29 protein-coding genes are annotated in these 26,401 nt (G+C 38.1%); 7 read left to right on the top strand and 22 right to left on the bottom strand.

The annotated features are described in order from the left end of the window. Positions 1-107 precede the first annotated feature (107 nt). The 13 genes from BLS35_RS25035 to hemA form a co-directional block, all read right to left on the bottom strand. Entirely contained in the window at positions 108-1,100 is a 993-nt protein-coding gene (locus tag BLS35_RS25035) for an ABC transporter ATP-binding protein (RefSeq protein WP_090786561.1), read from the bottom strand. 57 nt (positions 1,101-1,157) lie between these two features. Next, positions 1,158-1,961: an outer membrane beta-barrel protein gene (locus tag BLS35_RS25030; protein WP_090786559.1), complete on the bottom strand. Its 804-nt coding sequence runs from the start codon at positions 1,959-1,961 to the stop codon at positions 1,158-1,160. A gap of 10 nt (positions 1,962-1,971) precedes the next feature. Further along, complete coding sequence (locus tag BLS35_RS25025) at positions 1,972-2,658, bottom strand: hypothetical protein (RefSeq protein ID WP_132226071.1); 687 nt, start codon at positions 2,656-2,658, stop codon at positions 1,972-1,974. Continuing rightward, a complete protein-coding gene (locus BLS35_RS25020) occupies positions 2,648-3,214 on the bottom strand; it encodes an RNA polymerase sigma factor (RefSeq protein WP_090786555.1) in 567 nt (188 codons plus the stop codon). The genes BLS35_RS25025 and BLS35_RS25020 overlap by 11 nt, the downstream gene beginning before the upstream one ends. A gap of 115 nt (positions 3,215-3,329) precedes the next feature. Beyond that, a complete protein-coding gene (locus tag BLS35_RS25015) occupies positions 3,330-3,878 on the bottom strand; it encodes a CopD family protein (RefSeq protein WP_090786552.1) in 549 nt (182 codons plus the stop codon). Positions 3,879-3,885: 7 nt separating this feature from the next. Further along, entirely contained in the window at positions 3,886-4,908 is a 1,023-nt protein-coding gene (hemE, locus tag BLS35_RS25010) for a uroporphyrinogen decarboxylase (protein ID WP_090786550.1), read from the bottom strand. A 23-nt stretch (positions 4,909-4,931) separates the two neighbouring features. Continuing rightward, positions 4,932-5,447, bottom strand: coding sequence for a tetratricopeptide repeat protein (locus BLS35_RS25005; RefSeq protein ID WP_090786548.1), 516 nt, complete (start codon positions 5,445-5,447; stop codon positions 4,932-4,934). After that, positions 5,447-6,151 (bottom strand): response regulator transcription factor, encoded by a 705-nt coding sequence (locus BLS35_RS25000; protein ID WP_015809248.1) that lies wholly within the window; start codon positions 6,149-6,151, stop codon positions 5,447-5,449. Before BLS35_RS25000 ends, BLS35_RS25005 begins: the two co-directional genes overlap by 1 nt. 2 nt (positions 6,152-6,153) lie before the next feature. Next, positions 6,154-7,020 carry a sensor histidine kinase gene (locus BLS35_RS24995; RefSeq protein ID WP_090786546.1) on the bottom strand — a complete coding sequence of 289 codons (867 nt, stop codon included), beginning with the start codon at positions 7,018-7,020 and terminating at the stop codon, positions 6,154-6,156. 35 nt (positions 7,021-7,055) lie between these two features. After that, complete coding sequence (gene hemL / locus BLS35_RS24990; RefSeq protein ID WP_371328264.1) at positions 7,056-8,408, bottom strand: glutamate-1-semialdehyde 2,1-aminomutase; 1,353 nt, start codon at positions 8,406-8,408, stop codon at positions 7,056-7,058. A 68-nt stretch (positions 8,409-8,476) separates the two neighbouring features. Beyond that, the gene (hemB, locus tag BLS35_RS24985) at positions 8,477-9,445 is read right to left on the bottom strand and encodes a porphobilinogen synthase (RefSeq protein WP_090786542.1); all 969 of its coding nucleotides are present in this window, start codon (positions 9,443-9,445) and stop codon (positions 8,477-8,479) included. 12 nt (positions 9,446-9,457) lie between these two features. Continuing rightward, entirely contained in the window at positions 9,458-11,035 is a 1,578-nt protein-coding gene (gene hemC, locus BLS35_RS24980; RefSeq protein WP_175459632.1) for a hydroxymethylbilane synthase, read from the bottom strand. 25 nt (positions 11,036-11,060) lie between these two features. Continuing rightward, positions 11,061-12,287, bottom strand: a complete 1,227-nt coding sequence (gene hemA / locus BLS35_RS24975; RefSeq protein WP_090786539.1) for a glutamyl-tRNA reductase — start codon at positions 12,285-12,287, stop codon at positions 11,061-11,063. A gap of 173 nt (positions 12,288-12,460) precedes the next feature. On the opposite strand from hemA, the gene BLS35_RS24970 reads away from it, so the two are divergent. Beyond that, complete coding sequence (locus BLS35_RS24970; protein ID WP_090786537.1) at positions 12,461-13,303, top strand: alpha/beta hydrolase family protein; 843 nt, start codon at positions 12,461-12,463, stop codon at positions 13,301-13,303. On the opposite strand, the gene BLS35_RS24965 is transcribed toward BLS35_RS24970, so the two are convergent. The 4 genes from BLS35_RS24965 to BLS35_RS24950 form a co-directional block, all read right to left on the bottom strand. Beyond that, positions 13,278-13,922 carry a DUF4136 domain-containing protein gene (locus tag BLS35_RS24965; protein WP_090786535.1) on the bottom strand — a complete coding sequence of 215 codons (645 nt, stop codon included), beginning with the start codon at positions 13,920-13,922 and terminating at the stop codon, positions 13,278-13,280. The two genes, BLS35_RS24970 and BLS35_RS24965, sit on opposite strands and share 26 nt — an antisense overlap. Positions 13,923-13,992: 70 nt before the next feature. Continuing rightward, positions 13,993-15,225 (bottom strand): MFS transporter, encoded by a 1,233-nt coding sequence (locus tag BLS35_RS24960; protein WP_090786533.1) that lies wholly within the window; start codon positions 15,223-15,225, stop codon positions 13,993-13,995. Between the two features lie 32 nt (positions 15,226-15,257). Further along, entirely contained in the window at positions 15,258-15,482 is a 225-nt protein-coding gene (locus tag BLS35_RS24955; protein WP_090786531.1) for a hypothetical protein, read from the bottom strand. Positions 15,483-15,522: 40 nt separating this feature from the next. Next, positions 15,523-16,113 (bottom strand): TetR/AcrR family transcriptional regulator, encoded by a 591-nt coding sequence (locus BLS35_RS24950; protein ID WP_090786529.1) that lies wholly within the window; start codon positions 16,111-16,113, stop codon positions 15,523-15,525. A 189-nt stretch (positions 16,114-16,302) separates the two neighbouring features. On the opposite strand from BLS35_RS24950, the gene BLS35_RS24945 reads away from it, so the two are divergent. From BLS35_RS24945 to BLS35_RS24935, 3 genes are all read left to right on the top strand, one after another. Next, positions 16,303-17,319, top strand: a complete 1,017-nt coding sequence (locus BLS35_RS24945; protein ID WP_090786527.1) for a lipid A-modifier LpxR family protein — start codon at positions 16,303-16,305, stop codon at positions 17,317-17,319. A gap of 155 nt (positions 17,320-17,474) precedes the next feature. Next, a complete protein-coding gene (locus tag BLS35_RS24940; protein WP_132226070.1) occupies positions 17,475-17,738 on the top strand; it encodes a hypothetical protein in 264 nt (87 codons plus the stop codon). A gap of 221 nt (positions 17,739-17,959) precedes the next feature. Continuing rightward, on the top strand, positions 17,960-18,724 hold the full coding sequence (locus BLS35_RS24935) for a LuxR C-terminal-related transcriptional regulator (protein WP_090786523.1): 765 nt from the start codon (positions 17,960-17,962) through the stop codon (positions 18,722-18,724). Here BLS35_RS24935 and ispG read toward each other — a convergent pair. The 5 genes from ispG to BLS35_RS24910 are packed head-to-tail and all read right to left on the bottom strand — an operon-like array spanning position 18,721 to position 23,812. Next, positions 18,721-20,712, bottom strand: coding sequence for a (E)-4-hydroxy-3-methylbut-2-enyl-diphosphate synthase (gene ispG / locus BLS35_RS24930; RefSeq protein ID WP_090786521.1), 1,992 nt, complete (start codon positions 20,710-20,712; stop codon positions 18,721-18,723). The two genes, BLS35_RS24935 and ispG, sit on opposite strands and share 4 nt — an antisense overlap. Before the next feature lie 49 nt (positions 20,713-20,761). Continuing rightward, the gene (locus BLS35_RS24925; protein ID WP_090786519.1) at positions 20,762-21,379 is read right to left on the bottom strand and encodes an RDD family protein; all 618 of its coding nucleotides are present in this window, start codon (positions 21,377-21,379) and stop codon (positions 20,762-20,764) included. Between the two features lie 43 nt (positions 21,380-21,422). Continuing rightward, on the bottom strand, positions 21,423-22,364 hold the full coding sequence (locus BLS35_RS24920; RefSeq protein WP_090786517.1) for a LiaF transmembrane domain-containing protein: 942 nt from the start codon (positions 22,362-22,364) through the stop codon (positions 21,423-21,425). 2 nt (positions 22,365-22,366) lie between these two features. Next, positions 22,367-23,101 carry a PspC domain-containing protein gene (locus tag BLS35_RS24915; protein ID WP_090786515.1) on the bottom strand — a complete coding sequence of 245 codons (735 nt, stop codon included), beginning with the start codon at positions 23,099-23,101 and terminating at the stop codon, positions 22,367-22,369. Positions 23,102-23,122: 21 nt separating this feature from the next. After that, complete coding sequence (locus tag BLS35_RS24910) at positions 23,123-23,812, bottom strand: SDR family oxidoreductase (RefSeq protein WP_090786513.1); 690 nt, start codon at positions 23,810-23,812, stop codon at positions 23,123-23,125. A 180-nt stretch (positions 23,813-23,992) separates the two neighbouring features. Between BLS35_RS24910 and BLS35_RS24905 the strand changes: the two genes are divergently transcribed. The 3 genes from BLS35_RS24905 to BLS35_RS24895 are packed head-to-tail and all read left to right on the top strand — an operon-like array spanning position 23,993 to position 26,373. Next, entirely contained in the window at positions 23,993-24,727 is a 735-nt protein-coding gene (locus BLS35_RS24905; protein ID WP_090786511.1) for an MlaE family ABC transporter permease, read from the top strand. Beyond that, positions 24,724-25,476 carry an ABC transporter ATP-binding protein gene (locus tag BLS35_RS24900; protein ID WP_090786509.1) on the top strand — a complete coding sequence of 251 codons (753 nt, stop codon included), beginning with the start codon at positions 24,724-24,726 and terminating at the stop codon, positions 25,474-25,476. The genes BLS35_RS24905 and BLS35_RS24900 overlap by 4 nt, the downstream gene beginning before the upstream one ends. 12 nt (positions 25,477-25,488) lie before the next feature. Continuing rightward, positions 25,489-26,373 (top strand): RsmD family RNA methyltransferase, encoded by an 885-nt coding sequence (locus tag BLS35_RS24895; protein ID WP_090786507.1) that lies wholly within the window; start codon positions 25,489-25,491, stop codon positions 26,371-26,373. Positions 26,374-26,401: the final 28 nt, after the last annotated feature.

The following is a 26,401-nucleotide window of genomic DNA, read 5'->3' as shown; positions in this document are numbered from 1 at the left end:
ATACTCAACTTCTGAATATTTTAGTAAAAAAGTCAGGATAAGCCTACAAACAAATGTTATGACACGAAAATGAAAATTGGAGGTTTACCAGACTGATTTTTATGGGTTTATAAAGTCAGAAAATGTGTGATGTTGGCCTGAACATGATCGTTCTTTTTGTGTTCACCTCGATTGAGTTGAATAGCCCTAATCACTACCCCGTTCCGCTCTAGCAACAACTCTTCATAAAAGCCTTTATAATACACATCTTTCACCTCAAAGCGTTTACTGTTCCATGAGCTCTTCAGCTCCACCCATTCGGGATAGAAAACGGCGTTACCACTTTTTATATCTAAACCTAACTTTCCAGCATCTTCTGCATTTAAAACAACAGCATTACCTAGTAGCTGTGCTGTATAAATGTGATCTGGATGATTGTATACAGAAGCAGGGTTGCCTAATTGCAACAGCTTACCATCTTTTAGAATAAGTAATTCATCAGCTAAAAACAAACCGTCAGCCGGATCATGTGACACCATGACTACTGTGACTCCAGTTTCAGCTGCGACTCTTTTAATATCCGCACGCAACTGGTTTTTCAACAAAGCGTCAACCTGACTGAAGGGTTCATCCAATAGTAATACGGCAGTATCACTTACCATCGCCTTTGCTATGGCTACACGCTGCTGCTCTCCCCCACTTAATTGCGTAATCTTCTTGTCCTTAAGATGTTCGATGTGCAGGTGCTGCATCATCTCCATAGTCTTTTCTTGTTTAGCCTGTATATTGGTGTTTGAAAGCATAGATGCGATATTGTCGTATACTTTCGCGTATATATTTAAGGAAAAGTCCTGCGTAACCATTTTCATTTCCTTATGACCTGGGATCAGCTGCTCATCTGGCCCCAAAATACGTTTACCTTTAAAAGACACCTCGCCACTATCGACCTTCAGCAAGCCATAAATACACTTCAACAATGTGGATTTACCACTTCCACTTTCACCTAGAATAGCGATAACGTTTCCTTTTTTGATGTCGAAACTGACATCACTAACACCGGATGATTGTCCTGCTTGATGTTGCTTTGTTAAGTTCTTAACGGTAATGATCGGTTCTTCCACAGCTACAAAGATAAATATTTTGGCATAGAAAGAGAGGTCGCATAGTGTGTGTGTTTCTTAATTCAGTCCGAATGTAATACCGAACGACATATTTTTCAATCCCTTCTGTTCAGGGCTATCAAACATATCATTAAAGTAATACTTGGTGAACAAACCAATACTGCCATAACCAATACGAGCAGTACCGCCATAACGGAAAGGTTGAAAATGATAATCATCTTTAATTTTAACCTTCCCTTTTTCCTCACTAATCTGTTTTAACTTTCCATTTAACAGAAAACTGACTTCCGGGCCGACTACAAAATAAAAACGCTTGTCCCGACGATTTTCTTTTGTACGGAATTCAAAATTTAAAGGAATATGTACATAACTATTGGAGAATCTATTTTTACTGTAATGAATATCATCATTTACATAAGTTAACTCCGGCTGCCCTCTTTGAATTGTAATATCTTTTCGTAGACGGATCATAGTCCAGTCGAAACCACCTGCTACATACAACTTAAAGTTCGGATTAAATCGATATCCAAATTGAATCACATCAAAAGAAAAAGTACTAGTTTTAGCTCCTTTATAACTCAAAAAATCATTTGTAGGCGACAAAGTGAAACTTCCGTTATCAATCAACCTGGAGAACCCCCAGTCAACCCTCGTAATTGTAATCCCCCCTACAAAACGCCCCTTAGAAGTACCTGGGGTATTTGTCGTATCCTTTTTAACTATACTTACACCGATACCATACTTCATATCAAAACGTTTCATCTTTTTCTTTGACGTGCTGTCTTGCTGAGCCATTACCTTACTGGTCATTGTACTGGTAAGCCCACATACCAAAAGTGCTGCAAAAAGTATTCTATTCATATTGTTTGGTTTATTTGTGTTTCTTCGAATTGAATTTTATGAATCCAATGTTAATGGCAATGAGTGAAGAATCATCGTCATCCGTTTTAAATTTCAAAAGTTTCTCCTCTCTTTTATCCAACTTATCTACCACAAAATTAATCAGGTCACCCATATTTCTAATTCCTCTTTTCTCAACCTGATCACTTTCATTGACCACCTCATTTATTACCGCCGATTGATTAGATGCCAGTAGCAAGGTATCTGAATTGACTACTGGTCGCAACCTTTCTACCATATCATGAAGACGCACATCTTCCTTTATTGGTTGCATGACCATCAGATCTTTTTTAAGATTTGTGGTATCACTTGCCTTAACTAAGGCTATTTTATTTTTTAAACCAGGTATGGTTGCTGCAATTCTATTGGGAGATTGGTTGCCGGATTTTTTCAGAACTGAAATTGGCGCCGTCTTTTCAACTAAAGGGACAATAGAATGATTAACATGCAACTGGATCTTTTCCTCTTTAGTCAGCAATAAGCTCATAACAATAATAGCAACTGCTGCTGAGGCAGCAAACCAATATAAAGGGAATTTCCTTTTAACAGGCTTAATTCCCAGTTGCTGCTCAATACTTATCCAAAGTCCGGCAGAAGGTTCTATTTCTGCATTTTCAAAGTGGTCCTTAAACAACTGGTCCATTTCTTTATCCTTCATATGTTGCATAATTTATGCCCTCCATTCTAATAATTTCTTCCCTCAAAATTGCTCTGGCTCTAGACAACTGAGACTTACTAGCTCCTTCAGAAATACCGAGCGTTGCTGCAATTTCTTTATGTGTATAACCTTCAATTGCATACATATTAAAAACAACACGATAACCATCAGATAACTTTTGAATAATTCGCATGAGATCCTGGAGGCCAAGCCTGCTAAAATCAAAATCGGTAGAAGGTTGTTCGTAAGCTTCTTCAATTTGTACCAGGTTCATGTTTTTCAGATTCTTTCTATAGCTTTCTATTGCCGTATTAACCATAATCCTCCTAACCCATCCTTCAAATGCACCCTCACCGCGATACTCTTTTATCTTTTCGAATACTTTAACATAAGCTAACTGCAATATATCTTCAGCCTCCATTTTATCTTTAGTGTATCGCATACAAACAACCAGCATTTTAGCGGCTGTCTGTTTATAAAGCGCTTCCTGCATCTGCCGGTTACCGGCTCTGCATCCATTTAGCAGTTCGTCTATTCTATATTGCGTCAACTCCATTTCTGTTTGGTATATAGAAGATGAGGAAATTATTGAAAAGGTTGCATGAGATTAAAAAAATAGCTGTAAATAAAAATAGCTCCAATTAAGGAGCTATAATGATATTTTGATCTAATTAACAATCGTGCTTTTTCCGGTAGTGTTTATACCATTTTACCGCCATCATAATGACAACAGCAAAAATAATTAAGCCTATAAGCCCATAAACCCAATCTACAGCACTTTTTAAAACCACTGTAAATACAATGGCAACGAGCAAAATAGTAGCTACCTCATTCCATAAACGAAGCTTAAAAGAGCTGTTCTTAAATTTACCGAGCCTTAGTTGCTTCATAATATTCTGGCAAATAAAATGATAAGCCAATAAAGCAACTACAAAGCCAAGCTTTACATGAAACCAAGGCGCAGTTAACAGGTATGGTCGTATGCAAACCATTCCTACACCTGCAAGCACAGTAAGTACCATAGCAGGAGTAGTAATGATATACCAAAGCTTATGCTCTATTTTTTCGTATTCTTTTTGAAGGATATTGCGTTCAACTTCCGGCCGATCATTGGCCTCAGTATGATAAATAAATAAACGCACACTATAAAACAATCCAGCCATCCAACTTACCACAAAGATGATGTGGACAGACATGATGTAGGAATAGTACTTCTCCATTTTTAACTTAGTATTTGAACTCCTTAATGACCTCTATCGCATATTTCACGTTATCGAAAGGAATATCAGGCATGATACCATGACCAAGGTTACAAATAAAGCCTTTCTCACCGCGCATACGCTCAAACAATCTAAGGATCTCTTTTTTGATCACAGGTTTGTTTGCATATAAAATATGTGGATCCAGATTTCCCTGAACTGCTATTCCAGCAGGCAAGCTATTTTTAATATTTAGAAGATCGGCATTCCAATCTACGGAAATCACATCCGGTTTAGCGGTCGCCATAATTGGAGCAAACACAGAACTACCTTTACAGAAAGAAATTATTGGAACATCCTTTCTATTTAAATTAGCTATAATTTCCTGGATGTAACGGTGAGAGAACTCCTGATAATCGTTCCAAGACAAAGCTAAGGCCCAGCTATCAAAGATTTGGATGGCATTAACACCTGCAGCAATTTGCAAGTTCAAATAATCAGCAGTAACCTTTGCAATTTTAGCAAGTAGTTTATGCGCAATCTCCGGCTCATTATGCATCAACAATTTAGTTAGTTTAAAGTCCTTTGATGAACCTCCCTCGACTAAGTAACTCATTACGGTAAAAGGTGCTCCTGCAAAGCCAATCAGTGGGATACTGCCATTTAAACGTTGCTGTATCACTTTAATCGCATCAGCAACATATTGTAACCTATCCAGGACGTCTACTTCCAAAGCATCCACATCTTTCAGTGTACGCACAGGATTGGCAAACTTTGGTCCAACACCTTGTGTAAAACTCAGGTCTCCACCCATAGCCTCTCCGGTAACGAGAATATCAGAGAATAAAATAGCAGCATCAATGCCTAGCAAATCAACCGGCAACATCGTTACATCAGCAGCAATTTCAGGTGTTTTGCACATTTCAAGAAAGGAGTATTTGTTTTTAATCTCCCAATACTCTGGCATAAAACGACCTGCCTGGCGCATCATCCATACCGGTGGACGTTCTGTTTGCTTTGAAAATGCTGCATCTAAAAATAACGTGTTCATCTTTTCTTTATCCTCTATTTCTTTTATAAACTATTTACTTCTTCCTCTATTTTACTAATTATATCAAGAGCCTTTGGTGTTACCGCCAACTCTTTTGCTTTTTCAAGGTAAGCGCTACTGCGTACCTTGTCTTTCTTCCTTAAGGCTAGATTAGCCAAATGAATCATCACAAAAGCTTTATCATTCTTTCCGCCCAGGGGAAAACGACTTGCTATCTGAAAATGATGTTCAGCAGCTTCGTAATCCTCCTTTTTCAAAGCGATATTTGCCCGCATAAACTCGTAATACCCGCGTCTGTTTCGAGCTAACCGATCAGCATTAGGTACCTCATTTAACAATTGCTCTGCACGTATATGATCACCATTTTTAAAGTGTTTTGAAGCCAGTAATATTGAACTGTGCTTAAAGTGACTCCACAAAACAAAGGCAAACAAAAAGCCGGCAATAGCTGCCAGCTGGTATTGATCATAAAAAAGGCATACCACACTAGCGATAGCAAAAACTGCCATCAGGGCATACCTGCCTTTTGAATTATACATTAATGAATATCAGTGAATTTATAACCTACACCTCTGATGGAATGAAAATAAACCGGATTTTTCTGATCTGGTTCAAAATACTTACGGAAAGTTAAAATGAAGTTATCAATAGTTCTTGTAGACGGATAAACATCATAATTCCAAACAGTTTCCAAAATCTGTTCGCGTGAGACAGCCTCGTTTTTACGCTCTATCAGCAATTTCAAAAGCATAGTTTCCTTTTTAGTTAAAGGCACAATAACCCCGTCGTCTTGTTTCAGTTCAAATGAATTGAAATAGATGGTTTTATCACCAATTTTATAGGAATTGATTTCTTTTAAATCATCAGCTTTCATGCTGCGTTTCACCAGAATGCCTACTCTTAAGATCAGCTCTTCCAGGTTAAAAGGTTTTACCAAATAATCATCGGCTCCTTTTTTAAGTCCCATAACTCTGTCTTCGCTGGTATTTTTAGCAGTTAAGAAAAGAATAGGCACTTCAGTATTTTCTAATCTGATGGTCTCACAAACTTGGAAACCATCCATTTCCGGAAGCATTACATCCAGAATAATCAAGTTAAAACGTTCTTCCTTAAAAACCTTCAAGGCCGTTTTACCGTCTTTTACAGCATGTACTTTATAACCTTCAAGCTCAAGGTTTAATTTTATCGCATCTAATAAATGGTCTTCATCTTCAACCAGCAGTATTCTTAATTTCTGTTGCATAATCAACTAAATGTTATTTCAAAAATAGCACCTTGCGGTACGTTATCTCTAACGCTGATATCAGCGTCGTGGCTTTGTAATACTTCCTTAACAATAAACAGGCCTAAACCTGTTCCTTTTGATTTTCTGACATTCTCATCACCAACACGGTAAAATTTATCGAAAATAAGCATCTTTTCTGCATCAGGAATACCTGGTCCTTTGTCAGATACTCTTAAAAATGCATGACCATCTTTTTCCGTTAATTCAACCGATACATCCGCACAAGGTCCCGAATACTTCACCGCATTTTCAACAAGATTCGTAACTACTGATGAAAGTGCAAATTGGTCACCCATCACTTTAATTCCCGGTTTAATTATTGGTGTAATCAATTGCTCACATCCACATGAGTGTACCTGTAGCCGATCTGTGATCTTAGTTACCAACTCAGAAAAGTCGAATTCTTCTTTAGGGAAGGAATAGGAGCGGTTTTCGATCTTAGTAGCCAACAACATATTCTCCACAAGATCATCCAAACGTTCAATATCTTTTAATGAATTATTCAACAAAGAAGTTTGTCTTGCCTTATCCAGATCGCGCTTCACGATCGTTTGTATAGATAACTTTATAGCCGCCAATGGAGATTTTAACTCATGGGTTACGGACAATAAAAAGTTTTGCTGTTGCTCACGCAGGCGTTCTTCTTTTTGAATAGACTGGTGTAAAAAATAGGCACCTATACACAGTAAAAATAAAAAGACCGACCCTTCTCCCATAACCATTGCCATTCTGGCAGGCTCCAACCTTACCACCAGTGAGCCCCATGAGATCAGTTGCACCATGGCGTAAAGCAACATGAAATAAAATATAATGATCGATTTTTTCAAGATAACCTTATTTTACTTTATAAATATACCATTAATTACTTGTTCCTGAAAACAACGTCAAGGCTATCAAAGATGGCCCTTTTAGCTTTTTCAAGTTCTATTTTTGAATGTGCAGCAGAAACAAAACCTACCTCATACCCAGAAGGACCTAAATAAATACCTCTATTCAGCAACTCTCTGTGCATTATTTTGAATTTCTCCATGCTATTGTGGTCAATATCTTCTGCAGACTGGATCTTGTCCTTATCAGTAAAGGCAATCCAGAAGATAGAACCCACATAGAAAACTTTTACTTTATAATTTCTAGCAGTTGCAAAACGCTGTATGCTCTCTGCAAATTCACTTGTTTTGTTGTTCAGATCTTTATAAAACCCAGAACGCAGCAATTCTGTCAGTTGTGCAATCCCAGCAGCCATAGCTACAGGATTTCCAGAAAGTGTTCCCGCCTGATAAACTCCTCCATCAGGAGAAATATGTCCCATAATTTCAGCTGAAGCGCCATACATACCTACGGGTAGACCACCACCGATAATCTTACCATAAGTAATAATATCAGGTTTCACACCATAATAAGCAGCAGCACCTTCAAAACCTATCCTAAAACCGGTAATCACCTCATCAAATATCAATAAGGCATTATTTTCCTTACAAATACCTTGTAAAAACTCAAGGTAAGCCGCATCCTGCATCAGCAAACCATTATTTGCCGGGATACCTTCAATAATTACTGCCGCCACCTGATCTTTAAATTGATCAAAAGCCTGTTTTAAAGCTTCAGTATCATTTAAAGGCAACACAATAGTTTCTTGTGCAAAAGCTTTTGGTACACCTGCAGATGAAGTTTCACCGAAAGTCACCAGACCAGATCCCGCTTTTACCAATAATGAATCCGTATGACCGTGGTAGCAACCTTCAAATTTGATGATCTTATCTTTACCTGTATATCCACGAGCCAACCTAATAGCCGACATTACCGCCTCAGTACCTGAGCTCGTAAAACGTATTTTTTCAACAAACTTATTGTTTTTAATAATCAGCTCTGCCAATTCATTTTCCAGAGCAGTTGGTGCACCGAAGCTCATGCCATTTTGCATCACCTCGGTAACTTTCTCCCTCACTTTAGCATTATTGTGCCCAAGAATTAATGGCCCCCAGCTAGCACAGAAATCTATAAATTGATTGCCATCTGCATCCCATACAAAACAGCCATCCCCTTTTTGAATAAAAAGCGGAGTACCATAAACCGACTTAAAAGCCCTAACTGGAGAGTTTACACCACCTGGGAAATAGTTTTTCGCCTTTTCGTATAACTCTGCAGATTTTTCTCTGGAAATATCCGGTTTACTCCCTGTGTTTACAGGTACATCGCCTTCATTTCCTGAAAACATTTTTTTTAAAGATTCTAACATATGCTTATTTCAATTCTGTGTGTTCTATTGTTTCCGGCAAACCAAACTTACATCCAATTCTTTTCTAAAATATCCCTAATGTGGTAAGTTGTAATAATGCTTGCCCCAGCACGCGCAAAAGCATGCATAGTTTCCATTACCACTTTTTGTTCGTCTATCCAGCCTCTTTGTGCAGCAGCTTTAACCATCGAGTATTCACCCGATACATTATAGCAGGCAATCGGTAAATCTGTATGCTGTTTTAAGTTATGCATAATATCAAGGTAAGCCAAAGCAGGTTTTACCATTAACACATCTGCACCTTCACTTTCGTCTAGCAAAGCCTCCCTAAGTGCTTCGTTACCATTTCTAAAATCCATTTGGTAAGCCTTTCTGTCACCTTTACTCGGCGCGCAGTCTGCGGCTTCCCTAAATGGGCCATAATAAGCTGACGCAAATTTGGTCGCATGCGACATAATAGCTGCATTTACGTAACCAGCTCCATCCAGCACACTCCTCATCGCAGCTACGCGTCCATCCATCATATCTGATGGGGCCAACATATCTGCTCCAGCCTGTACATGCGTAAGTGCCATTTTTGCAATAACCTCAACAGTTTCATCATTCTGCACGTAATCGTCCTTTAATATACCACAATGCCCATGTGATGTATAAGAACAAACACAAACATCAGTTACAATGTAAAGGTCGTCACCAAAGTTTTTCTTCAATAAACGTACCGCAGAGGGAACTAAAGAATGATCATGATATGCAGATGCAGCATTGTCACTCTTCTCATCTCCCACACCAAAAAGCATAATCTTGTTTACGCCAAGTTTCAATCCCTTTTCTACATCTTTGATCAGCGTATCCTCCGAAAAATGACTGATGCCCGGCATTGCATCCAATGGATGAACAACATGTTGCCCAGGAACAACAAAGTACGGATAAATGAACATGTCTTTAGATAACCGAGTCTCGGCTATCATCTCTCTCACAACAGGATTTTTCCTTAATCTACGTGGACGGTGTAACATAGTAACCTTTTTTTATATATCAATTCCGAAAACGGCTTCAGCTAAACCGATTTCATCAGGAGAATAAGGTAAAATTACCTTCACTCCCATTTCTTCAAACTTTTTAGCGGTAGAATTGCCAATTGCAATTACCTTTTGACCTGGTTCCAATAGGTTATCCACAAAATATGCTTCTACATTTGATGGACTTGTAAATATGAGAACCTCAGCATAAGTCTGATCTATATTTTCTTCAATAACCGTTTCGTAAATCGGCAGATCAACCACTTTTGTATCGGATTTCAACGCTTTTTGAATGCTCAATAGTGAATCTTGCGCCCTCGGAAACAATACTGTTTTTCCAGCAACAGCTTCAGCAAATAATTCAGCAACTTCATCTATATCTCCACCTTCACCAACATAATCAGCGACATGGCCCATTCTTCTCAATGAATCCTCAGAACCACGACCCGCCACACCAAACTTTACGTGTTTAGGCAACATCGGCTTCAGGTTAAAGAAATAATCCACACTATTTCTGCTACTAAAGAAAATCCATTCTATATGTTTTAAATAAAAAGGATCCAATACAGTTACAATTGGAAATGTACGAATCAATGATCTCGCATCTATTTCTATATTGTGTTTTTCAAGGGCTTTTCTAAAGTAATTGTGCTCCCCAACTTCTCTCGAAATGAAGACTTTGGCAGGAAACTTTCTTTCTCCACTAAACTTAGCGACAATTTTTTCGGCCAGTCCATCCAGATTTTTTACACGGAAAAACAAACGATCAGGAAAATCCTCATCAGTTTCAGCCTTTGAAGTCCATACCTCGTATTGTTCATCTTCCCTTTTGCAATAACAACCTAAAGGCATGTGGCAACCACCTTCGAAAAGGTTTAAAACTTTACGTTCCACAGCAATCTCATCAGCAGTTTCCTGGTGATGTATTTTTTGAAGCGTATCAAATAATTCACTATCATTTTCCCTGATCTGGATCGCAAGTGCACCTTGTGCAGGAGCAGGAACCACATCTGTAGGATCTATTACTTCAACATGAAATTCAGAAAGATCAATATTTAAACGGTTCACTCCAGCTTTAGCGATCATGATGGCATCATAATCCTCATCCCTTAGCTTTTGGATACGGGTTGGTACGTTCCCCCTTAAGTCTTCTATATTTAAATCAGGGCGAAGCGCAAGCAGTTGAGCCTTACGTCTGTTTGATGAAGTTCCAACCATCGCTCCCGTTTTTAAAGAAAGCTTGTGGGTAATGTTTACACAATCCTTAAGGATCAGCAACAACTCCGATGGGTCTTCACGCTCGGTTACCGCAGCAATAGTTAGTCCATCAGGATGTACAGTTGGTAAATCTTTATGCGAGTGTACGGCAATATCGATAGTGCCACCTAAAAGCTCTTCTTCCAGTTCTTTGGTAAAAAAGCCTTTGCCCTCAAGTTTATCCAATCTAAGATTTAAAATCTTGTCACCCTGAGTTTTAATAATCTTCAGTTCAGCTTCAACGCCGATAGCTGCTAATTTATCTTTAATGAAATTGGCTTGCCATAAAGCCAGGTCGCTGCCTCTTGTACCTATAATAAGTCTTTTCACGTTGATTGCTAATTTTTTGGCAAATTTAGCTATTCTTTACCAATATCTCCTTTGCCATTACCATTGGAACGCTGATGTATTTTTTTTCCATATAATTCATCACCTTTTCCAATACTAATCTCGAATTTTCATCCAGATTATTGATCTCTTCGGCAAAAATCCCATTGATCGCAGTATGCTTAATTTCCTTGATTTTCTCTGGAACGCAGCTCATAGCAATTTCAATTTTGCGCTGGCGCAATACCAATCCAAAATCCTTGATGTTTTCTTCGATAATGTGCTCGGCATTTACCAGCTCATCATAGCGTTCCTGAATATTTTTACGGGCAGTCTCTTTTAAAGATTCAACCTCGATATAGTGCATTGGGAAATCCCTAACCACTTCGGCAGCGACGTCGTTAGGAATAGCCAAATCAACGATGACCTTTTTACTCGCATCGCCATTCAGCAATTTTTTATAAATCTCCTCTGTAATGATAGGTTCAGTAGCTCCTGTACAAGTGATAATCACATCAAAGCCCTGGTTGTAATTTTCAAGTTCTGAAAGCGGATAAGCAATACCATTCAATTCTTTAGCCAGCACTTCTGCGTTCGCAAGTGTTCTGTTAAAGATGGAGAAGTTGGAATATTTATGTTTTTTAAGATATTGAGCTAAGTTCTTATTTGTTTCGCCTGCACCAATAATCAGTAGCCTTGAGTTGGCACACATCTTAAGATCGCGCAGCTTACGGTAAGCCAAAGAAACAACTGAGACAGGGTTTTTAGAAATATTGGTATGCGTATAAACCTCTTTAGCTGTTTTCACAACCCTGTTCATAATCATACGCATATAATCTCCGGTAAAACCGGCAACGCGACAAGCTTCATAAGCTTTACGAATCTGCGCAAGAATTTCCTTTTCACCTACAACTAAGCTTTCCAATGAGCAAGAAGTACGTAACAAATGATTAAAGGCATCCAACTGTTCATATACTGAAACATTTTCAATGAACTGCTCCATATACTCTGGTGGCAATCCCATATCCAGGACCGTTAAAAAGCGAAGAATAAAATCTTTATCTAAATTATCTGAAGCTGTGAATACAAATTCTACCCTATTGCAAGTTCCTACATAGAATATTTCCTTGACACCTAACTCTGATTGAATGTTTCTCAACCGATCGTCCAATGTCTGCTCACATATTACCAATTTACCTAAGGACTTTAGGTCAATCTGTTTATGCGTGAAAGCAATGATCTTTAAATATTCCAAAATTATAGTATCCTGTTTGTTTTTAGCGTAACAAAAGTAATAACACAAGGCTGTTCCACTGTCATTATGCTGTAATTAAGAGCTATTTAGAAAGATTTTAAATAATCAACAACACTGAAACATCCAGATTTTAATTTTGTTATATAGCCTAAACACCATACAGGTAGCCATATATGATCAAAAAAGAACACTTTACATTAAGCGGTGCAGCAGGAAAAATGATTCTTGGTGATTGGACTTATGACGATAAAAATACAAATCCAGACACCATAATTTTCATCCATGGCTTTAAAGGCTTCAAAGATTGGGGAGCACACAACTTAACCGCAGCATTTTTTGCTTCGAAGGGATACAGATATCTAAAATTCAACCTATCGCACAGTGGGGTTACTTCAGAAAATCAAAATGAGGTAACAGATATGGACGCGTTTGCTAGCAATACAATAAGTATGGAATTGTCAGATGTAAGTACAGCGATTGATTATGTCAACACCACCTTTCCATCTAGGTCCATTTATTTGATTGGCCATAGCAGAGGTGGCGGTTTGGCTATTATTCAAGCCGCAAGAGATAAGCGAATCAGTAAGCTTATTACCTGGTCTGCCATATCAGATTTCTCAAGTCTTTGGAAAAAAGAACAGGAAAAAGAATGGATTCTAACCGGTAAAATTTTTGTAGAAAACGCCCGCACCAAAGAAAAAATGCCTTTAAACAGCACTTTACTAGAGGACTTCAACAAACACAAAGCAGATTTCAATATCCGAAATGCGGCAAAACAAGTTCACGTTCCCTGGTTAATTCTGCATGGCGATGACGACGTCAATGTCAAATTTAGTGTAGCTCAGGAGCTAGCACAAAAGCAATTGAATGCTGAAATTCAAAAAATTGAGGGGGCCAATCATGTATATGGTGCTTACCATCCATATACATCAGATCAATTACCCCCTCAATTAAATCAAGTTGTTGAAAAAAGCCTGGTATTCTTGCAATCTACATCGGCAATAAACCATCCTTAACCATCTGGTCGATCAAGATTTTAGGAAAGGTATTTACAAAAGCATCAATTGATCCAGGATTAACAGTTTCTGTCTGTGCTGACCAAACCAACTTATTATTTGCCATATCATATAAATTTGTTTCCATGAAATAGGTTTTATACGTCACGTAATACCCTGGCTCATAAAACATCGGACGCCAATAATTATAGTAACTATAAAATCCGCCATACCATCCATAATATGGATAAGGTGCATAGCCAGCTGATCCCGGAACATATCTGGTTTCACTTTGCTTGTTAATCAAAGAAATGGTAAGTATATAGTTAGCCCCTGAATTCTGGATTTTCGACATCAAGGTTCTTTCAGTTGGCGAATTTTGATAAAAATCCGGGCTAAAAAATTCCGTACTTTTTACCACTTTAATGTTCTTTAGCGCAGCTTGGGATGCCAATGAATTTTCAAGTTTAGTACGGACTTCCATATTTCTAGTCAGTGAGGCGATAAAAACAGTCTTTCCACTCAGCATTGTTCCTCTTTCAGAAGAATTAACCCATGAGCCGGTTACTCTTGTGGTCGGACTGCAAGACCACAGTATTCCGCTTATCAGCAGAATAGCAAAAAATTTTATTCGTTTCATAATCCAGATTTTTAAACCAATAACATTCGACAACAAAAAATGTTTCTAAATTATTAGGCTTATCTCCTGATTACTTAGCCTTTACAAGCTCACTTACCTTATAAACAAAAAATATACACACCACAATCATTACCGAAACCACTATGCCTAGAATGTCGTAATTCTCCAATGGACTACTCTTTGTCTCCTGGGTCACAATTAAACCAGCGCTTAATGCAGCTATTCCCCCTGCCATTTGTTGCAAAGAAGCATTCACACTCATAAATGCACCACGGTCTTTTATATCAGGCACACTCATTGTAAGCGTGGTAGCTGGAATCATCCGGCTCATGATCCCCATAAACAATACCATATTGACAACAACTACTTGCCACAATGGGATCGGACCAAGATTGGTATAGATTAATATCAGTATGATAGCCAATACTGAACCTCCTGTAAACAGCATAAACTTATCTACTTTATCACTTAATTTCCCAACTAAAGGCATAATAACAATAGAGGCTAAACCGGTAAACATAAATACCATAGGAAGCTCCTGCTGCGTGATGTTAATGTTATTGATGAGGTAAGCACTTCCAAAAGGCATCAACATAAAGCCTCCAACACTCATAAAAGCGGTTGCAATAAAGCCCAATTGATAAGAACGATTAGAAAGTGCATGCCATAAGTGTAAAAACGGGCTCTTGTCTGATTGTAAAGCAAGATGTTTATCAATAGGCTTCATCATAAATAGAATCGTTATGGCAATCATAATCGCCAAAATAACAATCATTAAAAATGACGAATGCCATCCCCAAATATTGGCTAAATAAAGACCAATCGGAATACCTAAAACCTGGCTTGCAGCAAAGCCCATTTGTACAACCCCCATTACCCGCCCACGTTGATGAACCGCAAAAATATCGGTAACAATTGTCATAGATATGGCGCCAATTACCCCCCCAAATAGTCCGGTTACAATCCTAGCTCCTAAAAGCATCTCGTAATTGGTAGAAAGTGCACAGCACAACGTACCCACAATAAATCCAGTATAAAAAAACAAAAGCAGCTTTTTACGATCAAACTTATCCGCAAAACCAGCCGCCAAAATACCTGATGCTCCGGCACTAAAAGCATAGGAAGAAACCACAAGTCCAAATCCCTTAGGTGTCATGGACAAAGATTTCATTAAAAAGTCGCCAAGCGGCGCAAGTACCATAAAATCTAGTACTATAGTAAACTGTAATAAAGCCAATAAAGCAATTACCAGGATCTGGTAAGAACTAAAAGGTTCGGCTATAGGCTTTGTAGATTGTTCCATTATTAAATATGATAATCAGTTCTTACTAATTTTTATGTTAACACCTCGCAGGTGTAACCATTTTTCATTACCAGTGTAATGACTTCTTCATGTGTCAGTATAGGAGATACAATGCGCAATACACAATCTATATCATATAGATCTACTGTCCATTGCTTAATCTCATGCTCCTCCATAATCTTACCTATATACCTTTTATCATCTTCGGTTCGTATATTGGTTTTAAAAAGTAGGATCTCTTTAATATTAATGTCCATAGTTTTAAATTTAGTTTTTATGAGCTCATTAACAGAACTTTTATTTTTTCAATCCCTTCAGCACCACATCAAAAGCACTCCAAAGCACTTCATCGGTTAAAACAAAAGGTTTTCCACTTAGGCTTTTGCCCTCATTATGAAAGCGGAGTAAGCTGTATAAAGGTCCAAAAGCCACACTCCAGTATGATTCCAAAGGCATGTCAACAATCTCCTCTCTTTCAATTGCATTATGCATAAACTTTCCTAGAGGCTCCTTAAAAATCTCCCCAAAAGTTTGAAAAATCTTCTCCTGGTAAGTCGAACTACGCAACTGTTCTATCATCTGGGCAGTTAAAGGGTTTTCGAGTATACATTTAGCGCGGTTTTTCCACTGCTGTCTCAATCCTTCGGAAAAAGAGCTTTCAGGATCAAAATCTTCCAGCATAATTGCGCTCATCCGCTGTACCTCTTCCAGACCAATATTCTGAATTAAATCGTCCTTATCCTTGTAATAAATGTAAAGCGTAGCTACAGATACCCCGCAAGCCTTAGCTAGCTTATTCATCGTAAAACCCTCAAAACCAAGCTCGACCAACAACTCAATAGCCTTTTGTTTTACTAACTCTACTTTGTTTATATCCCTTGCACGCATACCTTTTTTAATTGTCCAGCAAATATAAATGAATATTCATTCACTAATGAAATTAATTAAATAAAAATAATTTTCAACATCAAATATCACCTAATGTTATCCTTATAACATATTAAAAAAATGCTGGGACATTAATAAAACTATTTAAGCCAGCATTGGTTATAGCCTCAGTTTTGAACACTATGGTTTATGAAAAAGCTATTGTACATACTGCTCCTAATTTGGTTCAAGACACTCAACATCTCCTGGGCCCAACAAGAAACTTCTAATCATTTACTACAGGCGTACCTGGATGATGACTATATAAATTTTTACGGAAATGGTACCGATAAAGCTTACACCAATGGAAGCCGTTTCACCTTGTTTTATACTAAATTAAAGCCCTCCCGTTTTCTAGTAGACCGTCTCTTTCCCAAAGCAGGAGGTGAGAGTCGGAATCTATTTGGAATTGGGCTAGCGCAAACGATTTTCACCCCCAACAACATCTCAAACCCAAAATTCCAACCAAATGATTATCCATGGTCTGGCACTTTACACCTCACACATAGTCTATACTCATATAATGAAGAGCGCAAATATAATTTCCAGACAGAATTGGATTTTGGCGTCAGCGGCCCCGCGGCTTTAGCCCGGCAGGTTCAGGAGACCGCCCATCATATTGTTAATTATCAACAACCAGAGGGATGGAGTAATCAATTCGGGAATAGCTTAATCTTAAACCTGAATTTCAGCGCAGAAAAACAATTATTACATTATGGGCATTCCTTGGAAGTTATAGGAGGTGGGCAAGCACAAATTGGAACGGGGATAAATGCTATGGCAACCTATTCACTTATTAGAATTGGAAAAATGAATCCATATTTTCAAGGGCTAATGGCACAGTATAGCCACTCAGGAACAGGCTACAAAACACAGTTCTATTTTATCTTCAAATTCAAACTCCAATGGATGTTGAGTAACGCGATGTTACAAGGTGGAATCAATGCTACCCGACCAGCTCCCCTTCTTACCCCTGATAACAACGGCGCTAGCTCCACTCTTGAATATTATCACCCGATTAAAAATATCATTGCCAGCTATACTTATGGGCCGGTTATAGTGATCAATAGATTTAGTGTCTCTTCAATTATGACCACCACCACCCCATGGATGAAAGACTTGTACGGACTCACCTGGGGCAACTTTACGTTTAGCTATACTTTTTAAAATCCATCACGTCATAACCTCCAAAAACATCAACAACACAGAGACTAACACTCTGAACAGCAGAAATATACCCATTTATAGGTATTGAATGTTAAAAATACAGCAAATACATTTGCTTAAAACAAAATATGAAAAAATTAACTACTATTCTTTTCATGCTACTATTAGGCATGATCATCTTTATTTCTTGTAAGAAAGAGGAAGAATCAACTGAATGTGATCTTACCGCTGAGACTGAAATGTATCAAAAAAAATTAAACGCATTCGTAGAGAATCCTACAGTCGCGAGTTGCAATGCACTTAGACAGTATGGTATAGAAGTAACAAGAAAAGCAGAAAAATGTACAGGTTATAGCAAGGATTCATTCCTTAAGGTCTACGAAGCCTATGAGTCCATCGACTGCACTCCGTTTAAATAAAACAAATTAGAAAAGGGCTTTTCATACTTTATGAATGCCCTATTTGGTTTAAGCTTTGCTTAAACCAAATAAACCATATGTACATTAAAATACATCTTTTGGAGTATTTTTTCATAAAGCCCCGACCAGTACATTTGTTTCAAGTAACGCTACGTGTGTATGTAAAAGTATGCTTATACTCCACAACAGTAGCTCATATTAAAACATTGTAATTACGATCAATGGGATGCTTTGAATACGATAAAGCCATAGAAATATGGCATAAAATAGCAAAATACAATGAAAATGAGCCCCCCTCCTTTGAGATAGAATTGTATAAAAAAATGCTGAATATTTTCCATGTAAGCGACTTTTACTACTTCATTTTCAATTGCCCAATGGCACAGATAGAATGGGCAAGTAATTCAATTACAAAGGTTCTAGGATTGGCCTCACCTAAAGATTTCACCATTGAATTTATCCTTAACCATATACATCCAGATGACCTACCATATTTCATTGACTTTGAAAACAAGGTAACAGCATTTTTCAATCAATTGCCACCGGAGAAAGTATTAAAATATAAAGTGAGCTACGATTATAGAATAAGACGTCTTGATGGAAAATACATACGCATTTTGCAACAAGCCGTAACCATACAAACAAATGAAAACGGGGCCGTTTTAAGGATCATAGATGTGCATACAGACATCAGCCACTTGAAAAAAGAGAATGGCTCTACCCTATCTTTTATTGGTTTGGATGGAGAACCATCTTACAATGATTTCGCCACCAGTAATGCCCCAACAGTAACAAAAGATAAACTAACCAACAAAGAGAAAGAAATACTTAACTTGCTATCAATAGGAAAAACAAGCATTGAGGTTGCTGACACTTTGTTTATAAGCAAACATACCGTAGATACACACCGAAAAAATATGCTCAAAAAAACAAAATGCAGGTCAATGATTGAGTTGATGATGAACCAAATTGGGGATAACTATTAAGCAGTTACTTCAACCCAATTACCATCTTCTTTAATTAGGTCAATCAGATCATCCAATGCTCTTGCAGCATTCACATTTTTCTTTACCACCTCTTTACCGCGATATAGAGTAATTTTATCCGGCCCGGTACCAACATACCCGTAATCGGCATCAGCCATTTCCCCAGGCCCATTTACAATACAACCCATAATGCCTATTTTGATACCTTTCAAATGATCGGTACGAGAGCGGATCAATTGCGTAGTTTCTTGTAAATCAAAAAGCGTACGGCCACAACTTGGGCAAGAGATATACTCTGTCTTAGAAATACGAGTACGTGTAGCTTGCAGAATTCCAAAACTAGTTGCATTCATTAAAGATAAACCAACCGAGGCATCAGCATCCAACCATATACCATCCCCCAGTCCATCTGTAAACAACGCACCGATATCGGTTGCGGCATACAACATCAAGTCGTCGGCTTTTACGTCGGGATACGTCCTTTTGATGATTACAGGTATCTGAAGATTCAATTTCATCAATGAAACGAAAAAGCTCCTTTGCGCAGCCATTCCATGCATAGCCGAGGTTTCCAATACCAACACAACATCCTCTTTTAAAAGAGAAAACTCTTGCTCCGTCAATCCAATAGCGTCTACTTTAACCAGATTCAGCTGCTCATCTTTCAGTGCCGCAGTCTTATATTCATCAAATGATAAAAGTGGATGGCAATTATTCTTATCCTTCAGCAAAAGCCAGGTACTGTAATTATATATTTGCTTTAAATTCCCTGGAAAAGAGAAAGAAGGTAATTGGTCTCCAAGATAAACCAGATCACAAGCCTGATCACCAAGGTTATACTTATCCAATCCAGCGCTATATTTATATCCGACAGCAGTTAAAAAATAGGGATCTTTTAAGTTCTCAGCGCTTACATCTAGCATCACTATAGGATGATTGTGCCCACCAATATGTTGTACTGCAGTAGTATGCCTTCTATTGTATTCGTAAGGGCTATAAGGTAATTTTCCAAAGCTAACTTTCTTCTCTGGATTAAGGCGCTCATTTTTCACTGTAGCAATAGCCCTTTTTTCATATCGCAAAGCCATAGCTTTTGCAACAGGAGCCTCAAATTCAGGATCTTCAGTTAAGGATACTCTAATTGTATCACCCAGACCGTCTTCCAACAAAGTCCCAATACCTACAGCAGATTTAATACGCCCATCTTCGCCATCACCAGCCTCAGTTACACCCAAGTGCAAAGGATAATTCATTCCTTCTTTCACCATGGTTTCAACAAGTAAGCGATAAGCCTGAACCATCACCTGTGTATTACTCGCCTTCATAGAGATCACCAGATTGTAGTAGTTCAAGTCTTCGCACATACGGATAAACTCCATTGCGGATTCAACCATCCCACGTGGGGTATCACCATAATGACTCATGATTCGATCTGACAAAGAACCATGGTTAGTGCCAATGCGCATGGCCGTACCATATTCTTTACAGATTTTTACTAGAGGAGTAAATTTCTTGTATATGCGTTCCAGTTCAGCCTGATAGGCCTGCTGCGTATATTCTATATTTTCAAAACGTTTCTTATCGGCGTAGTTACCCGGATTCACCCTTACCTTTTCAACAATTCTAGCGGCCGCCTCGGCTGCATTTGGTGTAAAATGAATATCAGCAACCAGTGGGACCGTATAACCACGGAACCTGAGTTCCTTTTTAATATTAGCCAGATTTTCTGCCTCCTTCATACTTGGCGCAGTAATACGAACATATTCGCAACCGGAATTTACCATTCTGATGGTTTGTTCAACCGTACCTATGGTATCCATGGTATCAGTAGTTGTCATAGATTGAATACGTATTGGGTTTAAACCACCCATGGGAACATTGCCAATGGCAACCTCCCGGGTCAAAAACCTTGAATATTGTGTTAAACTATTGCAATACCCACCATCTAAAGTGCTCAATAACGCATGTTGACCTATTACTTCTTCCATCTTTTGTAAATCTGACACAAAGATAAAGATTAAGTTTATAACTGTAATGTCAGATCAACCGCTCTTTTACAACGAGTGTATTTGCGATCAAATCGTGCAGGCATTGTTGCTTTTTATTTAAGAATGAAGTCAAATAACCTGTAAATAGGGGAATGATAGATATAACCTTCGCCGCATTACGCGCGAAGGACTTCTCTATACTCAACCGGCGCCCTTCCATATCGGTTACTTTAATCTTCAATAGTTTTTTTCCAATAGTGCCTTGTTGTTCTCCGGCCTCTGCAATACTGCCATAAACAAATTTCGCAACAACGATCAAGGGCATCGACGAAAAAATGAGCATAATACGTTGCTCTTTTTCTTCAACAAAAACAAAGCTAAGTAAAACCAAAACAACAAAAATGAGGGTTAAAAAGAAATAATCGATAACCCATGCAAGCAACCGTTGATCAAAAGAAGCAAAGTATTGCGGCGCTGTAATCTGTTTACCAAAACCAAAAAGCTCACGGAGTTCTGGCAACTCGTGAGCTTCTTTATAATCATCCATCCCCGGTTTTCTTACGAAAGTTTCAGGGTGTATATATTTTGTTTTTAATTCTTCAAGTAAATATGGACCCTCAGGTTTTCCGTTAATAACTATGGTATATTCAACATTTCCATTAGGCATCCTTCAATCATTTATGTTCAACATGCACAAACATTAGGGTAACCTAATACCTGTTCACCTCAAAGCTACTCAATCCGCCATCAAAATTTATAAATATTTTATTTGTTGAAGTTTTAAAATTCGGTGTTTCATAAATATTATCATCCAGTTTGGTAAAGCCCGTAAACTCTTTTGACGAAAGACCTGTTTTAGCTTTAATTCTACATCCGGAGGCCGTAGGAATCTTTATCTGAACATCTGCTATTCCCGTTTTTACATTCACATCCGTAATCGGCAATAAAGCACCTAATTTAACATCCAATGCAGCTGCACCTCCATCGAAATTAAACTCCCTCACCTTATAATCCGATAAGTCAAAGTCAGCTTCTCCAGCCCCCATATTCATATGTACCTCCCAAATAGGATTGGTATTTAGCATAACGTCTACGTTATTGCCCCCAGTGTTCCAATCCCCTTTGCCCCTCATTTTTAGATTCAAAGTAGTAACACTATCCTTACTTACATTTTTTATTAATACAAAAACGTTCCTCCTGGTATTTACATCTGCTGAGATCAAACTATCTGTATGTCCTTTAAGCTCAAACGTTGTTCCCCCACCAGAAATATTCAGAACTGTCCTTTTGGTCAGCGAATCTGCCACATATGGTAAGAAGAGATGCTGATTATTAGCGCTATTCTCACTAGAGTCACGATCTGAATTACGATCCTCCAACTGATCGATAATCGTTATTCTCCGATCAGGACGTTCCTGCCCTTTAAAAAACAACAAAATCAAAGTGGCAATCAAAATAGCAATAGACACCATTCCACCTACCTGCGATTTGTTTTTATTAAAAAGGATATTAACCCCGGCGATGATTAAGAATATTGGCCAAAAACGCCAGATACTCCGCCAATAAAAATCTATTACATTAAAATTTTCTAAAAGAAGTATGCCACCAACAAAGAGCAGCACTATACCCCACATTATTCTATCCAGCCTCATAACTATATATCTTTTTTGGTAAATCGATCATTAGTTTCAGTATCTGTACCGGATTTCTGTTCCGGGCTAACATCGGGAGCAATCGGGTTTACTGGATTAACAGGTTCTTGAGGACTAACCGGAGGATGGTCCGGATCCATCGGATCCTGATTCTGATTCTGATTTTTCCAACTTTCCCAGGCGTTGTGATTTTTTGCTTTAATGATAAAACTTGCACCTATGGCCACAAAAACCAAAGGCCATAGCTTAGTCAATCTAAATCCATAAGGAATCAAGTCAAACTCGTCCATCAAAAAATACATGCCAATTACCAGTAAGAATAATCCAGCAACAGTACGCCCCGTTTCATTATTTTTTTTGTACGGTTTAAATTCAGTTGTTTTCTTCCATGCCTCAAAACTATCTTCCTTTACTGTTGAAGATGTCCAATTTTGAAATGGATCGTTACTTTCCGCACCAGTTTTTGCACCGCCAAACGGGTTTGGAGATTGAAATGCATTATTTTGATCTTTAAAATAGTCGTTAAATTTCGAAAACCGTGCTTTCGGATCATTGTTAACAGGTACAACAATCCACATAATGATATAAACCAATATCCCTGTCCCCACTAAAAAGATAGTTGAAAGTACAAAAAGCAGCCTGATTATCGTTACATCCACCTCCATATATTCAGCAATTCCCGACGATACACCTGCTACCACCTTATCGTGCTCATTTCTAAATAATCTCTTTTCCATGATAATTTCCTTCCTCTAAGTTTAAAATTGCAGTGGCTTTAAAACTACCTCATCAACATTTACACCTTTACTTAAATTTAAAATGGTGTATAAAGTTTTAGCAATATCTTCTGGCTGTACAAAACGTTCAGGTGGAATTTGAGTTCCATCCCATGATGAAGTTAATGTAGATCCCGGCAATATCGCGGTTACCTTTACATTGTGTATCGATAGTTCCTGCCTCAATACATCATTAAGACTAAGCAAGGCTGATTTAGTTACAGAATAACTGCCTCCATTTTCTACGACCTGTTTAGCGGCTATCGAACAAATATTAAAAATATGCCCTGATTGCTGCTCACGCATCATTTTACCTAAATATTTCGACATATAATAGGCGGCATTAAGGTTTAAATTTAGCTGCTTTTCAAGAATATCATCCGCCTCATCCAGCAAACTACCCGGTAAATAGGTCCCCGCATTGTTCACTAAAACATCGACCTTTCCCATTTTTTCCTTAACAGCATCACAAAAGGCATACACCTCATCTTTAATACTGCAATCGGCTTGATAAGTCAATACATCTGCACCGGTATACTTTAGCTCTTCAGCAAAGTTTTCCAGTTCCCTGGCATTTCTGGCACAAATGGCCAGATTATATCCATGTTCTGCCAAGTTAATCGCTATGGCTTTTCCAATACCTTTAGTACCTCCGGTTATGACTACATTCATTGCTATACCTATTAATAAGTCGCAATATTATAAAAAAGGGCTGTCCAGCAAAACTTTGGACCAAAAGATTTAATGAAATGCCAATTAAGCCGCTTTGTAAAAGCAATCTCATGAGGTTTCAACTTTTTATTGTTTCTTTGTAGTAATATTGCGTAAATACTATAGCTAATTTTTCATTGCATGAATTTCACCAATTTTGGCAGATATCTCCTTTTGTTAAAGGCAGTATTTAGAAGACCTGAAAAATTTAAAATATACCTGCAAGCCATCTTTAAACAAATGGATTTCATCGGCGTTGGCTCACTAGGGCTAATCGCGATCATATCTACCTTTATTGGTGCAGTAATGACTTTGCAAATCGCTTTCCAATTGGTTAGTGACTTCATCCCAAAAACGATTATTGGTTCAGTAAACCGCGACTCTACTATATTAGAGTTAAGTCCAACCATCAGTGCTATCGTATTGGCTGGTAAAATTGGCTCAGCTATATCATCAGAAATTGGCACCATGCGCGTAAGTGAGCAAATTGATGCATTAGAAATCATGGGCATCAACTCCCCTGGTTATCTGATTCTTCCCAAAATTATCGCGGGCATTACCATGGTTCCATTATTGGTGATCGTATCTATGTTCTTAAGCATTACCGGTGGCTATCTTGGCGGAACTTTATCAGGTGCTGTTACTCCAGCTGACTATATGCAAGGAATTACAACAGATTTTAACCCTTACACTATTACTGTATCTTTGGTTAAAGCATTTGTATTTGGCTTTATCATTACCTCAGTACCTGCTTATGAAGGCTTTTATGTAAAGGGCGGAGCCTTAGAAGTTGCACAAGCCAGTACAAGAGCAGTTGTAGTAAGCTGTATCTCTATTTTGGCATGTGATTACATTGTAACCCAGTTATTACTATGATCGAAATCAAAGACATTTACAAATCATTTGGTGATAATGAAGTCCTAAAAGGCATATCGGGTAAATTTGAAGCTGGCGTAACCAATTTAATTATTGGCGGTTCAGGTTCGGGAAAAACAACCCTGTTAAAATGTATGATCGGCTTACATCAACCTGAAAAAGGTACTGTAGAGTACGACGACAGAGAGTTTACAACCATGAACTTTGAAGAAAGGATTCAGATTAGAAAAGAAATCGGAATGCTGTTCCAGGGATCTGCCTTATTTGATTCCATGACGGTTGAAGAGAACATCATGTTTCCTTTAAATATGTTTACCGAGCAAAGTCGCAAAGAAAAACTCGAAAGAGTTAACTTTTGTCTGGAACGCGTAAACCTGGAAGGCAAGAACAAGCTTTTCCCTGCAGAACTTTCTGGAGGGATGAAAAAGCGTGTAGGCATTGCCAGGGCAATTGCCATGAACCCGAAATATTTATTCGTTGATGAGCCAAATTCGGGACTTGACCCCAAAACATCAATTGTAATTGATGAGTTAATTAAGGAACTAACTGAAGAATATAATACCACAACCATTGTAGTTACCCACGATATGAACTCAGTAATGGGTATTGGCGACTATATAATTTTCCTTCACGATGGAAAAAAATTCTGGGAAGGTTCCAATAAAGAAATTGCCCACACAGATGTTCAAGAACTAAATGACTTTGTTTTTGCCAGCCGCTTTATGAAGGCAGCAAAAGGAAAATTTTAATATATCCATTTTATGATAAGCCTGTTAACCCCCACTCACTGGAAAGATTATGAGTTAATTGATTGTGGTGATTTTGAAAAATTAGAACGTTTTGGAAATTTAATATTGTCCAGACCAGAGCCTCAGGCTGTATGGAAAAAGACAATATCGGATCAAGAATGGAAAAAGCTAACCCATATCAAATTTAAAGGCCGTTCGGCAACTTCAGGCGAATGGGTAAAAAGCTCCGCACATCTGCCAGACAGATGGAATGTTGAATATACCAACGATGATGTAACCATCAATTTACGTCTTGGACTAACCTCTTTTAAGCATGTTGGGGTATTTCCCGAGCAAGCGGTAAACTGGGATTACATTTCTTCTTCCATCAAAAAGTTTAAAACTCCTGTTCCTAAAGTATTAAATTTATTTGCCTATACCGGTGCTGCCTCTTTAATCGCTAAAGCCGCCGGAGCAGACACAACTCACGTCGATTCCATAAAACAAGTTGTAAACTGGGCTAACGAAAATCAAGAGCTTTCAAAACTGAAAGATGTTCGATGGGTAGTTGAAGATGCCTTAAAATTTGTAAAAAGAGAGTTAAAGCGCGGTAAAAAATACAATGGAATCATCTTAGATCCACCTGCATTTGGACATGGCCCTAATGGAGAAAAGTGGAAACTGGAAGATCATATTCAGGAGATGATGATGGAAGTGGTTCAGCTGCTGGATGAGCAAGAACATTTTTTAATCCTAAACACATATTCATTAGGATTTTCATCAGTAATTGTAGAGAATCTAATTAAAACTTCTTTTCCGCAAGTTAAAAATCTAGAAACGGGAGAGCTTTACCTTCAAGCCACTTCGGGTATTAAATTACCATTAGGTGTTTTCGGCAAGTTCAACTCGTTTAAATAAAATTAAATTTCTACATTAAACACACTAA

The organism is Pedobacter sp. ok626, assembly GCF_900100435.1.
In the GTDB taxonomy this organism is placed as follows: Bacteria; Bacteroidota; Bacteroidia; order Sphingobacteriales; family Sphingobacteriaceae; genus Pedobacter.
The sequence above is the reverse complement of the archived record's forward strand: the minus strand, read 5'-3'. Positions and strand labels throughout refer to the sequence as shown.

Bases quoted from the DNA above. Each gene is read 5' to 3' on its own strand.
- BLS35_RS24915 (WP_090786515.1), bottom strand. From the start codon at position 23,101: ATGGAAAAGAGATTATTTAGAAATGAGCACGATAAGGTGGTAGCAGGT.
- BLS35_RS24955 (WP_090786531.1), bottom strand. From the start codon at position 15,482: ATGGACATTAATATTAAAGAGATCCTACTTTTTAAAACCAATATACGA.
- BLS35_RS24940 (WP_132226070.1), top strand. From the start codon at position 17,475: ATGCTACTATTAGGCATGATCATCTTTATTTCTTGTAAGAAAGAGGAA.
- BLS35_RS25015 (WP_090786552.1), bottom strand. From the start codon at position 3,878: ATGGAGAAGTACTATTCCTACATCATGTCTGTCCACATCATCTTTGTG.
- BLS35_RS24965 (WP_090786535.1), bottom strand. From the start codon at position 13,922: ATGAAACGAATAAAATTTTTTGCTATTCTGCTGATAAGCGGAATACTG.
- BLS35_RS24925 (WP_090786519.1), bottom strand. From the start codon at position 21,379: ATGCCTAATGGAAATGTTGAATATACCATAGTTATTAACGGAAAACCT.
- BLS35_RS24920 (WP_090786517.1), bottom strand. From the start codon at position 22,364: ATGAGGCTGGATAGAATAATGTGGGGTATAGTGCTGCTCTTTGTTGGT.
- hemL (WP_371328264.1), bottom strand. From the start codon at position 8,408: ATGTTTTCAGGAAATGAAGGCGATGTACCTGTAAACACAGGGAGTAAA.
- BLS35_RS25000 (WP_015809248.1), bottom strand. From the start codon at position 6,151: ATGCAACAGAAATTAAGAATACTGCTGGTTGAAGATGAAGACCATTTA.
- BLS35_RS25025 (WP_132226071.1), bottom strand. From the start codon at position 2,658: ATGAAGGATAAAGAAATGGACCAGTTGTTTAAGGACCACTTTGAAAAT.
- BLS35_RS25030 (WP_090786559.1), bottom strand. From the start codon at position 1,961: ATGAATAGAATACTTTTTGCAGCACTTTTGGTATGTGGGCTTACCAGT.
- BLS35_RS24905 (WP_090786511.1), top strand. From the start codon at position 23,993: ATGAATTTCACCAATTTTGGCAGATATCTCCTTTTGTTAAAGGCAGTA.
- hemB (WP_090786542.1), bottom strand. From the start codon at position 9,445: ATGTTACACCGTCCACGTAGATTAAGGAAAAATCCTGTTGTGAGAGAG.
- BLS35_RS24895 (WP_090786507.1), top strand. From the start codon at position 25,489: ATGATAAGCCTGTTAACCCCCACTCACTGGAAAGATTATGAGTTAATT.
- BLS35_RS24900 (WP_090786509.1), top strand. From the start codon at position 24,724: ATGATCGAAATCAAAGACATTTACAAATCATTTGGTGATAATGAAGTC.
- BLS35_RS24970 (WP_090786537.1), top strand. From the start codon at position 12,461: ATGATCAAAAAAGAACACTTTACATTAAGCGGTGCAGCAGGAAAAATG.
- BLS35_RS25005 (WP_090786548.1), bottom strand. From the start codon at position 5,447: ATGTATAATTCAAAAGGCAGGTATGCCCTGATGGCAGTTTTTGCTATC.
- BLS35_RS24960 (WP_090786533.1), bottom strand. From the start codon at position 15,225: ATGGAACAATCTACAAAGCCTATAGCCGAACCTTTTAGTTCTTACCAG.
- BLS35_RS24910 (WP_090786513.1), bottom strand. From the start codon at position 23,812: ATGAATGTAGTCATAACCGGAGGTACTAAAGGTATTGGAAAAGCCATA.
- BLS35_RS24950 (WP_090786529.1), bottom strand. From the start codon at position 16,113: ATGCGTGCAAGGGATATAAACAAAGTAGAGTTAGTAAAACAAAAGGCT.
- hemE (WP_090786550.1), bottom strand. From the start codon at position 4,908: ATGAACACGTTATTTTTAGATGCAGCATTTTCAAAGCAAACAGAACGT.
- BLS35_RS25020 (WP_090786555.1), bottom strand. From the start codon at position 3,214: ATGGAGTTGACGCAATATAGAATAGACGAACTGCTAAATGGATGCAGA.
- BLS35_RS24945 (WP_090786527.1), top strand. From the start codon at position 16,303: ATGAAAAAGCTATTGTACATACTGCTCCTAATTTGGTTCAAGACACTC.
- BLS35_RS24935 (WP_090786523.1), top strand. From the start codon at position 17,960: ATGGGATGCTTTGAATACGATAAAGCCATAGAAATATGGCATAAAATA.
- ispG (WP_090786521.1), bottom strand. From the start codon at position 20,712: ATGGAAGAAGTAATAGGTCAACATGCGTTATTGAGCACTTTAGATGGT.